This window comes from Niabella sp. CPT15-335-S11 (genome assembly GCF_058792415.1).
In genome coordinates this window covers 256,985-270,369 of sequence record NZ_JBYTEI010000003.1, presented here as the reverse complement: position 1 = coordinate 270,369, position 13,385 = coordinate 256,985, and the positions used below count along the sequence as shown (strand labels likewise).

Genomic DNA, 13,385 nt, shown 5'->3' with positions numbered 1-13,385 from the left:
CAATTTAATTTCTTAATTATAATACCTCCCATATGGAGTCGACGAACCAATTTCGTGAATCGCGGATCTCATGAACAATATGAAAACCGGAATTTTTTGCTAAATGTTTAATATCATCCTCAGAAAACTTTTGAGAAATTTCCATATCTATCAGTTCGTCTTTTTTGAAGTTAATAACGGTATTTGCTATTCGGACGTTTTGCTCGCAAACACTTACAAGGTAACTTCTGCATGCACCCGAAACAGGGTCATAGGTCTGATAGTGCTGAAACCTGGAAATATCAAAATTTGAATCAAGTTCCCTATTGATTCTTTTTAAAAGATTCAGATTAAATGCTGCAGTAATTCCCTTTGCATCATTGTATGCCGCAAGTATGGTGTGAGGGTTTTTTTTGAGGTCGAACCCCGCAATAAAGATATCACCGTCATTCAACTTTTCATTTATTCCCCGGCAAAAATGATTCGCGTCTTTAATATCCATATTGCCGATGTTAGAGCCTAAAAAAAGTATAACTTTTCTTCTTTTCGAGATAAGTGTAGCCTGATCTAACATGTCGAAATATTCACCCGTCAGCGACATGACCTCTAAAGCAGGAAACTCGATGTCTAATTTTTCTGACAGGCCATTAAGAATATACTTCGAGATGTCTATTGGTATGTATGAAAAGTCAATCTTGTTTTTATATAGATAACTTAAGAGGAAGGTTGATTTCGTTGCATCACCCGCCCCCAATTCTATGAGATCGAACGGAGTTTTATCGGCAATGATGCTTTTTGCCAATTCAGCCGTTTTGTTTTTAAAAATATCCAGTTCGCAATTGGTGAGATAATATTCCGGCATGGCCATGATCTGCTGAAAAAGACGGTCCCCGTCCTTGTCATAAAAATATTTCGATGAAAGCTTCTTTTGTGGAAGCAGCAGACCGTCTAACACGTCTTTACGAAAATTATTGATTGATTTTCTTTCTGTATATTCCTGTTTTCCCGTTAACTCTAAACTCATTTATTCAAAGCGATTTTTAGCGTATTACTACTATTATCTACCAACCCCCACGCAATATTTTTTAAAATGATGCCCGTCTGATGCTTCCGTCGGGCGGAATACCCTTTTTACCCGAATTGAAAAATTGCCGGTCTCCAGGGTATTAACGAATTTCTGTAAGTAATTGTTTTCAAGTCGAATATCCCGGCTGTTAAGGACCTGTCCTTCGCCGGGATTTGGAATTGGGCGGTCCTCAATAATCAGGGTATCAGGATCACCGGGTTTGTATGGCACTATTGATTTCATGGTGGAATCATTATAGTCCGACTGAATTGTTGAAATTAGCGCAGTTTTCTTAGGACTGCCGAAATGGTGAAATTTGAGTTACTAAGCTAGTACAAAAACTATCAGTGAAGTTAAGAATTTTACCGGATAGCCGAAACTATCTCTGATCGTGGATGCCAAACAGGGCACAGCGGGTGCCAGATAGGTGCGGGGAAAAAAATCCAGCTACGGAACATCCGGCTTGTTTAAAAACCATTTATCTTTACAAATGATTGGTTTCCGAAAGATCAGCTTGTCCGGGTGTATCAATTAAAATTATAGCCACCACTCAAAGTAAAAGGAGTATTTAAGTGAAGTTGAGAGAGAATGAAGATGTGGACAGCTTCAAATGAATGTTGAAATTCTTAGGTAATAAAAGTTTAGTAATATGAAAAAGCCAGCAGGCAGTTTTGGCAAGTTATTTTTATGGATTATTTTAATCCTGTTTTCAACTACATCTGATGCTCAGCCAGCGTCCAACGATTGGGAAAATCCTGGTTTGTTCGCCTTGAATAAAGAACCTGGTCATGCAACTTTTATGTTGTTCAGGACCGCGGCTGATGTTGTAAAGGATGACTACAGCAGGTCACCTTGCCATCAAACTTTAAACGGAACCTGGAAGTTCATTTATGCCGGCCGGGCTGTAGATCGCATCAGGGATTTTTATAAGAAAGATTTGAATATGGCAAAGTGGAGTGATATCCGGGTTCCGGGTAATTGGGAATTGCAGGGATTTGGGATACCCATTTATACAAATATTCAATATCCGTTTCCTAAAAATCCACCATTTGTAGGAGAAGATAACCCGGTGGGCACCTACCGGAAGGAATTTACCGTACCCGCGACGTTTAACAATCATGAAGTGATACTGCATTTCGGCTCAATTACCGGTGCTGCGTTTGTTTATCTGAATGGTCAGAAAGTTGGGTTGAGTAAGGCTTCCAAGACGCCTGCGGAGTTTAATATCACAAAGTATCTCAAACCGGGCAAAAATATACTGGCGGTTCAGATTTTTCGCTGGCATGATGGCAGCTATCTCGAAGATCAGGATTTCTGGCGAATCAGCGGAATAGAACGGGATGTATTTATCTATGCATTGCCAAGGACTTCCGTTTGGGATTTTTTCCTGAAGGGTGATTTGGATAACAGTTATAAAGATGGTCTGTTTTCGGCTGAAATATCCCTGCGGCAGTTCAGGAATGCTGTTGCCAAAAGCGGCGTTTTAAGCGTGGAGATTTTGGGCAAATCCGGCAAGGCGGTATTTAGTCAGGAAAAGAACGTAACCTTCTCTTCAGATTCATTACTTAACACGACTTTCAGCGGGGTGGTCAGGAATCCGGATAAATGGACCGCGGAGACGCCAAACCTGTATGATTGCATTATATCGTTTAAGCCAGTGGGCGGGGTTGCCACCTACACCGGTGCAAAAATTGGTTTCCGGAAGGTGGAAATTAAAGACGCGCAGTTGATGGTCAATGGAGTTCCTTTGCGCGTAACGGGGGTAAACCGGCATGAGCATGATCCGGTGCTCGGTCATGTTTCAACTAAGGAGTTGATGCTGAAAGATATCTCACTATACAAACAAAACAATATCAATGCCGACCGTACCTGCCACTATCCGAATGATCCCGAATGGTATAAACTTTGCGATCAGTACGGAATTTATCTGATTGATGAGGCGAACGTGGAAACTCACGGAATGGGTGCAGGGAAGCAGGGATGGTTCGATACTGCGGCGCATCCTTGTTACAGACCTGAGTGGGCTCCGTCCATCCGGGAACGGCACGTACGGCTGGTGGAGCGCGATAAAAATCACCCATCAGTGATTATTTGGTCGCTTGGGAATGAAAGCGGAAACGGCCCGGTCATGCATGAATCCTATTCCTGGATAAAGCAGCGGGACAATACCAGGCCGGTACAGTTTGAATCGGCAGGTAAGGACTGGAACACCGATGTTTACTGCCCGATGTATCCAGGCATTGATGAGATGAAAAACTATGCCGCCGATCCCAATCCAAAATGGCCTTTTATCATGTGTGAGTATGCGCACGCCATGGGTAACAGCACTGGGAATTTCCGGGAATATTGGGATATTATTGAAAGCAGCCCGCACATGCAGGGAGGTTTCATCTGGGATTGGGTTGACCAGGGTTTTAAGACCAAAAGCCCCTCGGGCGATCTGTTTTACGCCTATGGCGGCGATTTGGGGAGCTATGACCGTCACAATGACGAGAATTTCTGCGCCAACGGCCTGGTGGCTGCGGATCGCACGCCGCATCCGGGACTCCATGAAGTGAAGAAGGTTTATCAGCATATTAATTTCAAGGCAAAGGATCTTGCAAAAGGTATCGTTACTGTCAAGAATGATTATGGTTTTATTGATCTGAGCAATTTCGATTTTGGGTGGCAACTGATGCAGAATGGGAAGAAGATCGCGGACGGAAAATTTGAGGCTAATGTGGCGCCCGGGCAATCGAGAGATATTACCATCGATTTGCCTAAACAGAGCTATAGCGGTACTGACGAATATTTCCTGAACCTGTATGCCTATTCCAGGTCGGCCACTGAACTGCTTCCCGCGCATTACGAGATGGCGAGTCATCAGTTTGCGTTAGGCGGGAATTATTTTTCAGGTCCGAAAGCGGTACAGGGCGGACTTAAGGGGTATAAGTCGGAGAGCAAGTTGACATTTACCGCAGGAGAAGTCAGTGGAGAATTTGATCTCAGGAATGGCCGTTTGGTCAGCTATAAAAAAAGCAATAGTATGAGTTCAAATCGCCTGCCCGAGCCATATTTCTGGCGGGCTCCGACGGACAATGATTTCGGCAATCAAATGCCGTCTGTTCTTGGTATCTGGCGTAATGCCCATGTGAATATGCTGTTGAAAAGTGTGACAGCCGGCGAGGTGGGCATTGACGGGATTACCATCACGCTCAGTTACGAGCTGTCAGGCATTGGTGTGCCTTATACCGTTATATATAAAATCCTTAATGATGGTGCGCTGCAAGTGACGCCTTCTATTGATCTTACAGGAAGGGATTTACCTGAGATGCCCCGATTTGGGACCAGGATGGTGCTGCCGGAAAGTTACAACCGGGTGAGTTATTTAGGCAGAGGACCCTGGGAAAACTACAGCGACCGGAATGAATCTGCTTTTGTGGGATATTATGAAGATAGTCCGGAACATATGTTTACTTCGAGCTATATCCGCCCACAGGAAAACGGATACAGGACGGATGTACGCTGGCTGACAATCACCAACGAGAAAGGGAACGGATACAGGATAGAAGGGCTTCAGCCGATATGTTTCAGCGCAATCAATCATTCAACGGAAGCGATGGATCCGGGCCTGACGAAAAAGCAGCAACATCCTTCGGACCTGCGGCCGGAACAAAATGTATTTCTTCAGATCGACCTGAACCAGCGTGGAGTGGGCGGCGATAACAGTTGGGGCCGTCTGCCGCATGAACCGTATAGATTGGAGGGCAAAAAATATTCTTACAGTTATATCATCCGGCTGTTATAGGCAGGCATGTTGGTTTCGCGGACATCTGCTGCTGTCCGCGAAAGAGCCGGCAAACCTGTAATAAATCTTACCCCGGATTCAGCGACGGGGCTGGGCGTTCTGTCTGAGACAAATTTCATCAATGCCATCCGCAGCGGTAGGCACTGGGGTGGCGGCACAGGCAGAGATCTTCTTCCACCAATGCCCTGGTATAACCTGGTTAGGTTGGATGACAAAGAACTGAAGGCCATCTATGCCTATCTCCACTCGCTTCCGCCGATTTCAAATGCCGTCCCGGCACCGGTAAGTCCTGCGGACGTTGCAAAAATGAGGTCCGAATAATTAACCTCATCCTTCGGTGGTGTCGATCTTTTCAGCAGTTCAAAGACGGCTGAAACAGGGTCATTATGCGACTTTGCCTTCTTTCCAGGGATTCATTCGTCTTTAATTTCGCATCTCTTCCTTCAAACCGACTCGATTTCAATCAATAATCGTAAAAATTACATTTATCAGGAAAGCTCAGGACAGTTAGGACAAAACTAAAGCTTACATTAGCACTATCAATTTTTAAACTGTCGTCATATGAAGTACAAGAACCCGCCAGGTAAGTTCAGGAGTAGTGTGATGCCAGGCGTACATAAAAGGGAGCAATTCAACGATGAATAGGATGTAATTTTTTCTGATATAACAACATGAAATACGTATAAGCAGTAATTTGCTTACAAATCCCGGATGATGTTTTGGCGTGTTCCTCGCCGCCGCCCATTAGGCAGGGTTACCTCCCGAGGGGTAGTGACTATTGAGAAAATGAAAATAACTACATGAAGATGAAAAGAAATTTAAGTTATTTTAAGGGGTGCACTTCAATAGCGCGTAGCATATTTGCGGCCCTGACACTTTTTTTCGCCCTTAGTGTAAATGGTCAGATAAACTGGCCTGAAATTACTCAGGTGAATAAACCCTGGACCAGGTGGTGGTGGGAGGGGAGTGCAGTCAATGAGAAGGGCCTGACCTGGAACCTGCAGCAATACCAGAAAGCTGGCCTGGGGGGTGTGGAAATAACGCCGATTTACGGTGTACATGGGTATGAAAACCAGTTTGTCAGATTTCTGACGCCAAGGTGGATGCAGTTATTTGCCTTTACATTGAATGAAAGCAAGCGCCTTGGACTTGGTGTGGATCTTGCCAATGCAACTGGCTGGCCTTTTGGAGGACCCTGGGTGAAAAATGCAGACGCCAGCAAAACCATTGAGTACAAAACTTATGTGTTAAAAGGTGGTGAGCAACTCAAAGAGTCAATAGTTTTCATCAGGCAGGGATATGTCCGTACGGCCAATAGTAAGTCTACCGACATTAATAAGATTAAAAACCCCATCAGTCTGAACCAGAACCTGCAGGATCTGGCCTTGGATCAGGTGAGATTCCCGGGAAAGATGCCACTGGTAACTTTGATGGCCTACAGCGACAACGGCCGGTCGATAAATATTACGAACAACGTAAATGTGAATGGTGAGCTAAACTGGACGGCACCGTCCACTTCAAAAAATTGGACCTTATATGCTTTGTTTGAGGGGCTTCACGGGAAAATGGTTGAGCGGGCAGCGCCGGGGGGTGAAGGATATGCGATCGATCACTTTTCTAAAAGGGCAGCGGAGGATTATTTTAAGCGTTTTGATGAGGCTTTCAAGGGTTATGATATAAGTTACCTGCGGGGATTTTTCAACGATTCCTATGAAGTGGATGACGCTTATGGTCAGGCTGACTGGACGCCAGCGCTTTTTGATGAGTTTAAAAAAAGAAAAGGATACGATTTGCGGGAGCGGTTGCCCGCGTTATTTGGGAAGGACAGTGAGGAGAAAAACAGCCGGGTGATCTATGACTACAGGTCGGTCATCGATGCCTTACTCCTTGAGAACTTCACAAAGGTCTGGAAGAAATGGGGCGAAGGAAAAGGTGCTATGCTGCGTAACCAAAGTCACGGTTCGCCGGCCAATACATTGGATTTATACAGCGTTGTGGATATTCCAGAAACAGAAGGGACGGATATTTTAAGATTTAAGTTTGCCACATCTGCGGCCAACGTTTCTGGTAAATCGCTGGTTTCATCTGAGTCTGCCACCTGGCTAAATGAGCATTTTCTTTCTTCCTGGGGTGATGTGAAGAAAGCAATCGACCTCTATTTCCTCGGAGGTGTGAATCATATTTTTTATCACGGGACGGAATATTCTCCGCCCGAAGCGCCCTGGCCGGGATGGTTGTTTTATGCTGCCGTTCATTTTCAGCCTGTAAATCCGCAGTGGCAGCACTTTCATGCCTTAAACCAATACATCGCGCGGGTGCAATCCTTTTTACAGCGCGCGAGACCGGATAATGACATCCTGCTTTACTACCCCATCATTGATCGGTATTCAGAGCCGGGTAAGGCATTGCTGCAACATTTTGACGGCATGGAAAAGAATTTTGAAAATACCGATTTTGAACATGTTGCGAAGGAAATGATTGCCGGTACTTATGGTTTCGATTTCTTTTCTGACCGTCAACTGCAACAATTTAATTTTAGCGGGAATAGTATTCTCACAGGTGGAAATGGATACAAAGCGATTTTGTTGCCGGCCAATAAGCTGATCGATGAAAGATCTTTCGCTAAACTGATCACCCTGGCAGAAAAGGGAGCGAAGGTTCTCTTCTACAAAAAACTACCAGCGGATGTTCCGGGGCTTGGTGATCTGGATTCAAGACGAAACCAGTTTAAAGGAGAGATCGCGAAACTCAGGTTTACAAGCCTGGATCATAACCTGCAGGAGGCGGTTGTAGGCAAGGGTGCTTTTTACCTGAGCAGCGATTTGGAAGCGCTGATGAGAGCCTGTGATGCGCGTGGTGGTGGCAAGGTAGCAAAGAATATTTTCATGGTGAGGAAGAAGAATGCTGATGGGGCGACCTTGTTTGTCAGTAACCGTTCAGACAACCAGACAGAAGCCTGGATTCCGCTAAGCAGTCATCCTGGCACAGTTGCCTTGTTCGACGCCATGAGTGGAGAAAAGGGGAAGGGACAATTGCGTAGTACTGCGGGAAAGACAGAAGTGCTGGTGAAGTTGAAACCCCATGCTTCCATGATCATCCGGACTTATATAAGGTCACTTAAAGGTGATTATTTCCCTTATGTTCAGTCGGCCGGGAACCCGGTTGCGATAGGCGGCCCATGGCGACTCAGCTTTTCGGACGGAGGACCGGACATTCCGAAGCCTTCGATCGTGCGTAAGCTTCAGTCCTGGACTGAGTTTCCCGAAGCTGGGCTGAAAGATTTTTCGGGTACCGGGATCTACTCAACCAAATTTAAAAGACCACGAGGTGCTGGTAAGTATTTACTTGATCTGGGGACAGTGCACGAAACCTGTGATGTCCTGCTAAATGGCAAACTGCTTGCAACACTTGTGGGCCCCAACTTTACGACGGTTATTACAGCTGGGCTGTTAAATGAAAATAATACTTTAGAGATAAGGGTCGCTAATTTAATGGCTAACAGAATCGCCTATATGGACCGGCATCAGTTGCCCTGGAAAATATTTTACAACACAAATATGCCCGCCCGGAAAAAGGAAAACGTGAAGAGCGGGCTCTTTGATGCATCGGACTGGCAGCCAGTGCCCTCGGGCCTGATGGGTCCTGTTACATTAACTCCTTTAAAATAAATCGAAGACAACCTTTGCCGTCCTGGTCACGGCGACTTACAGGTTTTTGCAGATGGCATGAGCGATGCCGGGTCCCTCGTAAATAAATCCAGTCCAGACTTGAACGAGCGCCGCTCCTGCCTGGAATTTTTCCTTTGCATCTGCAGCATTAAAAATTCCGCCGGAAGCAACAACGGGTACCTGTCCTTGAGTGCGCTGGTGGATATATTTGACAATATTGGTACTCCTCGCCGTGACCGGCTTGCCGCTTAATCCTCCAGGGCCCATCGCGTTTACCTGATCCGGATCGGTCGTCAGACCCTCCCTCGAAGTCGTCGTGTTGGTTGCGATGATACCGTCCAGTTTAATTTCCATCGCCAGATCCAGAATGTCATCCAGTTGCGATAGTTCCAGATCAGGCGCAATCTTCAACAATACCGGCTTGGCTGTCGCCTTGGCATTGTTGATCATAGCAAGGTTTAGAAATATTTTCTTGAGAGAATCCTTTTCCTGTAAAGCTCTCAGCCCGGGAGTGTTGGGGCTGCTCACGTTTACCGCGAAATAGTCAACATAAGGATGTAGTTTGTTGAAGCAAGTTGCGTAATCGTTCCAGGCTTCTTCATTTGGGGTTACTTTATTCTTTCCAATATTGCAACCCACGATCATCGGGAGTTTGCCCGGGTTTCCTTTTCTGTTTTCCTGCCATTCCCTGAGGTTAGCTGCAACAGCATCGGCCCCCAGGTTGTTGAAGCCCATCCGGTTTATAAGTGCTTTGTCTTTAGGCAGTCTGAAGACCCGCGGGCGAGGGTTTCCAGGTTGCGGGAGGGGGGTTACCGTACCGACTTCCACAAACCCAAAACCTAATGCCTCCAATTCTTCCAGATAGCTTGCATTTTTGTCGAATCCTGCCGCCAATCCTACCGGATTTTTGAAATTCATATTAAGAAACCTGGTCTCAAGGTTTTTATTTGAAGTGCCCGTCATGCGACGGATTATTGATTTTACAAATGGAATTCGGATTCCCACTCGCATACCCGACATAGCAAGGGTGTGCGCTTTTTCAGGGGATAAAAGGAAAAAAAGCGGGCGCAGAATTTGGTACATGTGCACAAATATAAATCAACTTGGAAAGAGGTTTGGAATAATTGAAGCTGTTTTTTATATTTGATAACCGGGATAGCCTGAACTTTTGATTCTTCCTGGGTTAACGCCCTCCGGATTTTGGTGGGTTCGAATCAAAAACTGCATGAGGGTTATATAAATAATTGGTGCAGATGACCGGATAGAGTCCGTTAGTTGTCTCGCTCCAGTTAGTTGCGAACCAGGTTTCCGGTTATTTTCTAAGCTAGATTAACAGGATGAATTTTCAAGTCAGCGAAATGAATACCCTGTAATAACATTAAAATTCTATACTATGCGGGAAGCATATATTGTAGCGGGATACCGGACCGCGGTGGGTAAAGCCGGTAAAGGCGGATTCAGATTTTACAGGCCGGACGACCTGGCTGTAGAAGTGATAAAAGGACTGATGGCATCGGTGCCCGACCTGAATCCTAGCATGGTGGATGATGTGTTAGTGGGAAATGCTGTTCCTGAGGCGGAGCAGGGTTTACAGGTCGGGCGGATGATCTCCGCAAGAGCTCTTGGCGTTGAAACACCTGGTGCAACAGTTAATCGTTACTGTGCTTCGGGGCTTGAAACCATTGCCATGGCTACCGCCAAAATACGTACGAGGCAGGCAGATTGCATTATTGCCGGCGGTGTGGAGAGTATGAGCCTTGTCCCAACGGCAGGATGGAAAACTTCTCCTTCCTATTCCTTGACCCTGGATGATCCGGATTATTATATTAACATGGGATTGACCGCGGAAGAAGTTGCGAAGGAGTTCGGTGTGAGCCGCGAAGACCAGGATGCATATAGCCTTTTATCTCATCAGAAGGCTGTGAACGCCATTCAGAAGGGTTATTTTACATCAGGAATATTACCCATTGAGGTAGAAGAGGTGTATCTGGATGATCGGGGGAAAAGACAGAGCCGCAAGTTCATTGTTGACACGGATGAAGGGCCCAGAACGGATACTTCACTGGAGGCGCTGGCCAGACTCAAACCTGTCTTCGCAGCTAATGGCACGGTCACCGCCGGCAATTCATCGCAGATGAGCGATGGTGCAGCCTTCGTCATTGTTATGAGCGACAGGATGGTTAAGGATCTTGACATTGAACCCGTTGGCAGGCTGGTCGCCTGTGCGTCCACCGGAGTACATCCGCGGATTATGGGAATGGGTCCGGTGAAGGCAATTCCTAAAGCTTTGAAACAGGCCGACATGGTACTGAACGAGATTGATCTGATAGAGTTGAACGAGGCTTTTGCTGCTCAAACACTGGCTGTGATCAGAGAGGCGAAGCTGAATCCGGAGATTGTAAATATCAATGGCGGAGCGATCGCACTGGGGCATCCACTTGGTTGCACCGGGACGAAGCTGTCGGTTCAGTTGCTCAATGATTTGAAACGGCTTAATAAAACATTCGGGATGGTTACCGCCTGCGTAGGCGGCGGACAGGGTATTGCAGGTGTCTTTGAAAGATTTTAGTTTTTATTAACAAACCAATTTTTCATTGGCATAGTCTTAGAGTTGAGAACTACATTAATCATTTCTAAACTTGAAAATATGAAATCAAAAATTATCATGCTGGCAATGCTCATCGCCTTTTTTGGTTTAACCGACCTGCATGCGCAGGGACGAGGCCGCGGCTGGGGTTATGGCAAAATGAAAGGTCATGACCGGGACGACGATGAGGGATATAACAGAGGTTATGGAAGGTACAGGGGTCATGGTGACGAAGACGAAGATGATGATGATGACGATCAGGGAGAATACAGACGAGTGTACCGGAACCGTGATTACGGTTATGACAATAGAGATTACGGATATCGGAATCGCGACTACGGTTATTATGGCCGAAACTATGGATATAACAGCCTGGGCAATATTTTGAGCAATGAGATACTTGGCTATCCCAGTCGGGACTACGGTTACCGTGGAAGCAGGCAGCCCTACAGGGTTTATAACCAGCAATTGCCACCCGGGCAGGCAAAAAAAATCTACGGATATAAATCTGCAAGACAATTTGCCCCGGGGCAACAGAAAAAAGCCTATTCAAACGACAGGTATTATCAAGGGAATAACCGTGTCTTCTACAATAACCGTTATGAGGCTGACCGGTATCAGCAAAGAAGGAATGCGGAAACAGCCCGCAGGATAGGAAGTTTGTTTGGATTGTAAACTGATAATGGGTCTGCATCGATAATTCTCAGGGTCCACGCATTGAGTGGATTTACACCTGAAAAGTTTCGTTGCAGGCTTTTTTATGCTGATTGGTTAACGGGGATTTGAAGAAGCCTCGTAAAGACTGATTTTCACGCAAATCGTGTACCTATCACACACTGGTTTCAGAGCAGTTAATAAAAAAATCTTCATTGGAGAGCGGCGGATTCTGAACGATAAGATTGTTTAAAGTTTTGATAAATTCAATCTCGTACTTTAAGAAGTAAGAAATTCTTCGTACCTTGGAAGTGATTTAAATCCGTGTAGAAAATGAAAAAAGGTTTGTTTAATCGGTTCGGATTGGCAGTTACAGGCGGACTTGCTTTGGTGCTGGTGACACTGGCGTCTTGTAATCCAAGCTATTATCCGCAAGATGACTACGGCTATTATTACCCTGGTTATTATTATTATCCTGGTTACTATGGGTACGGGTATTACGGAAATAATTACTACCCCCGCTATTATTATCGCAACCGTAATTATAATTACAGGAATTATAGTCACCGATATGACCGCCGGAGTTATCCAGACCGATACAGGAACTATGAAGGTGACCGGCTAAGGGGAGAATTTAATTACCGGAATCCAAATACCGGCAGGCTGAATGCACGTCCATCTGTGAGAGAGAGAAGTAATTATGATTCCCGCGGTCAAAGCGGCCGTGCCCCATCGAGATCTTATAGCCCGCCGGCAAGGAGTTATTCTTCGCCAAGGGTAAGTCAGGCGCCACCGAGTCGTGGCTATTCTTCCCCGGGCAATAGCGGCGGTAACAGGAGTGATAACAGTGACAGGAGAAGGAGATAGGCTATTTCCAACAATTATCAAATTTGTTCCGATAAAAGATTGGCCTCACAAAGTTAAGATCGCGCAGCCTGTTGATCACGCAATCGTTTTTTGTACGAAGATGTGTTCGCCAGAAGAGGGGGGTCAGGGTATATTAATATATTTATGGATTTGCAGGCTTAGTTCCCATTTTGGATTTTCACGAATGTAGCTGACAATCGAGGGGATCATCTTTTCAAACCTGCTCCATTCGGGTTGCAAATATAATTTGCAGGTCCCCGAAACGCGGGACGCGTAGTCTTCAGCCCATTTGAAATCGCTTTGGTTATATACAATTACTTTCAATTCATCTGCGGCGCGCAGTGAGTCTTCCATCGGTGGCTTGAATTTTTTGGGTGAAAGGCAGACCCAATCCCAGTTTCCACTGAGTGGCGAAGATCCGGAAGTCTCGATGTGTGTGGAAATTCCCGCTTCCCTGATCGCCGAGGTCAGGCTGTCCAGGTTATGAAGCAGTGGCTCGCCTCCGGTAATAACTGCTATGGTCGCGGGCGTCGCCCGGATCGCGCTGACCAGGCTGGCAACGCTCATTTGAGGATGGCCGGAGAATGCCCAGCTTTCCTTCACGTCACACCAGGTGCAACCCACATCGCATCCGCCCAGTCGTATGAAATAGGCGGCTTTCCCCTGGTGGAACCCTTCACCCTGAAGGGTATAAAAGTGTTCCATGACGGGGTAAACTACTGATGTCTGAATATCTGTCTCTGGCATATTTTAACTACACAGTCATTTTTCAAGACG

Annotated in this window: 10 protein-coding genes; 6 read left to right on the top strand and 4 right to left on the bottom strand. The window is 45.9% G+C overall.

Going from position 1 to position 13,385, the window contains the following annotated elements; genetic code table 11:
* Window positions 1–16: 16 nt before the first annotated feature.
* Together egtD and AC3WS5_RS12150 are read right to left on the bottom strand one after the other, a co-directional pair.
* Window positions 17–1,003 carry an L-histidine N(alpha)-methyltransferase gene (egtD, locus tag AC3WS5_RS12155; protein WP_492467652.1) on the bottom strand — a complete coding sequence of 329 codons (987 nt, stop codon included), beginning with the start codon at window positions 1,001–1,003 and terminating at the stop codon, window positions 17–19.
* Between the two features lie 33 nt (window positions 1,004–1,036).
* Complete coding sequence (locus AC3WS5_RS12150) at window positions 1,037–1,288, bottom strand: hypothetical protein (protein ID WP_492467651.1); 252 nt, start codon at window positions 1,286–1,288, stop codon at window positions 1,037–1,039.
* Window positions 1,289–1,694: 406 nt separating this feature from the next.
* Here AC3WS5_RS12150 and AC3WS5_RS12145 point away from each other — a divergent pair, with 406 nt between their 5' ends.
* The 3 genes from AC3WS5_RS12145 (at window position 1,695) to AC3WS5_RS12135 (ending at window position 8,500) form a co-directional block, all read left to right on the top strand.
* On the top strand, window positions 1,695–4,832 hold the full coding sequence (locus AC3WS5_RS12145; protein ID WP_492467650.1) for a glycoside hydrolase family 2 TIM barrel-domain containing protein: 3,138 nt from the start codon (window positions 1,695–1,697) through the stop codon (window positions 4,830–4,832).
* Between the two features lie 6 nt (window positions 4,833–4,838).
* A complete protein-coding gene (locus AC3WS5_RS12140; protein WP_492467649.1) occupies window positions 4,839–5,153 on the top strand; it encodes a hypothetical protein in 315 nt (104 codons plus the stop codon).
* A 485-nt stretch (window positions 5,154–5,638) separates the two neighbouring features.
* Window positions 5,639–8,500 carry a glycosyl hydrolase gene (locus AC3WS5_RS12135; RefSeq protein ID WP_492467648.1) on the top strand — a complete coding sequence of 954 codons (2,862 nt, stop codon included), beginning with the start codon at window positions 5,639–5,641 and terminating at the stop codon, window positions 8,498–8,500.
* Between the two features lie 36 nt (window positions 8,501–8,536).
* On the opposite strand, the gene AC3WS5_RS12130 is transcribed toward AC3WS5_RS12135, so the two are convergent.
* The gene (locus tag AC3WS5_RS12130; protein WP_492467647.1) at window positions 8,537–9,583 is read right to left on the bottom strand and encodes a quinone-dependent dihydroorotate dehydrogenase; all 1,047 of its coding nucleotides are present in this window, start codon (window positions 9,581–9,583) and stop codon (window positions 8,537–8,539) included.
* 310 nt (window positions 9,584–9,893) lie between these two features.
* Between AC3WS5_RS12130 and AC3WS5_RS12125 the strand changes: the two genes are divergently transcribed.
* From AC3WS5_RS12125 to AC3WS5_RS12115, 3 genes are all read left to right on the top strand, one after another.
* Entirely contained in the window at window positions 9,894–11,069 is a 1,176-nt protein-coding gene (locus tag AC3WS5_RS12125; protein ID WP_492467646.1) for a thiolase family protein, read from the top strand.
* Between the two features lie 78 nt (window positions 11,070–11,147).
* Entirely contained in the window at window positions 11,148–11,762 is a 615-nt protein-coding gene (locus AC3WS5_RS12120) for a hypothetical protein (protein ID WP_492467645.1), read from the top strand.
* A 312-nt stretch (window positions 11,763–12,074) separates the two neighbouring features.
* The gene (locus AC3WS5_RS12115) at window positions 12,075–12,608 is read left to right on the top strand and encodes a hypothetical protein (protein ID WP_492467644.1); all 534 of its coding nucleotides are present in this window, start codon (window positions 12,075–12,077) and stop codon (window positions 12,606–12,608) included.
* Between the two features lie 123 nt (window positions 12,609–12,731).
* Here the strand turns inward: AC3WS5_RS12115 and AC3WS5_RS12110 are convergent, their stop codons facing one another.
* A complete protein-coding gene (locus AC3WS5_RS12110) occupies window positions 12,732–13,355 on the bottom strand; it encodes a 7-carboxy-7-deazaguanine synthase QueE (RefSeq protein ID WP_492467643.1) in 624 nt (207 codons plus the stop codon).
* Between the last annotated feature and the right edge of the window lie 30 nt (window positions 13,356–13,385).

What these genes read in the sequence shown, in the direction of transcription:
- AC3WS5_RS12140 (WP_492467649.1), top strand. Translation starts at nt 4,839, where the DNA reads ATGTTGGTTTCGCGGACATCTGCTGCTGTCCGCGAAAGAGCCGGCAAA.
- AC3WS5_RS12150 (WP_492467651.1), bottom strand. Translation starts at nt 1,288, where the DNA reads ATGAAATCAATAGTGCCATACAAACCCGGTGATCCTGATACCCTGATT.
- AC3WS5_RS12125 (WP_492467646.1), top strand. Translation starts at nt 9,894, where the DNA reads ATGCGGGAAGCATATATTGTAGCGGGATACCGGACCGCGGTGGGTAAA.
- AC3WS5_RS12130 (WP_492467647.1), bottom strand. Translation starts at nt 9,583, where the DNA reads ATGTACCAAATTCTGCGCCCGCTTTTTTTCCTTTTATCCCCTGAAAAA.
- AC3WS5_RS12120 (WP_492467645.1), top strand. Translation starts at nt 11,148, where the DNA reads ATGAAATCAAAAATTATCATGCTGGCAATGCTCATCGCCTTTTTTGGT.
- AC3WS5_RS12115 (WP_492467644.1), top strand. Translation starts at nt 12,075, where the DNA reads ATGAAAAAAGGTTTGTTTAATCGGTTCGGATTGGCAGTTACAGGCGGA.
- AC3WS5_RS12135 (WP_492467648.1), top strand. Translation starts at nt 5,639, where the DNA reads ATGAAAAGAAATTTAAGTTATTTTAAGGGGTGCACTTCAATAGCGCGT.
- egtD (WP_492467652.1), bottom strand. Translation starts at nt 1,003, where the DNA reads ATGAGTTTAGAGTTAACGGGAAAACAGGAATATACAGAAAGAAAATCA.
- AC3WS5_RS12145 (WP_492467650.1), top strand. Translation starts at nt 1,695, where the DNA reads ATGAAAAAGCCAGCAGGCAGTTTTGGCAAGTTATTTTTATGGATTATT.
- AC3WS5_RS12110 (WP_492467643.1), bottom strand. Translation starts at nt 13,355, where the DNA reads ATGCCAGAGACAGATATTCAGACATCAGTAGTTTACCCCGTCATGGAA.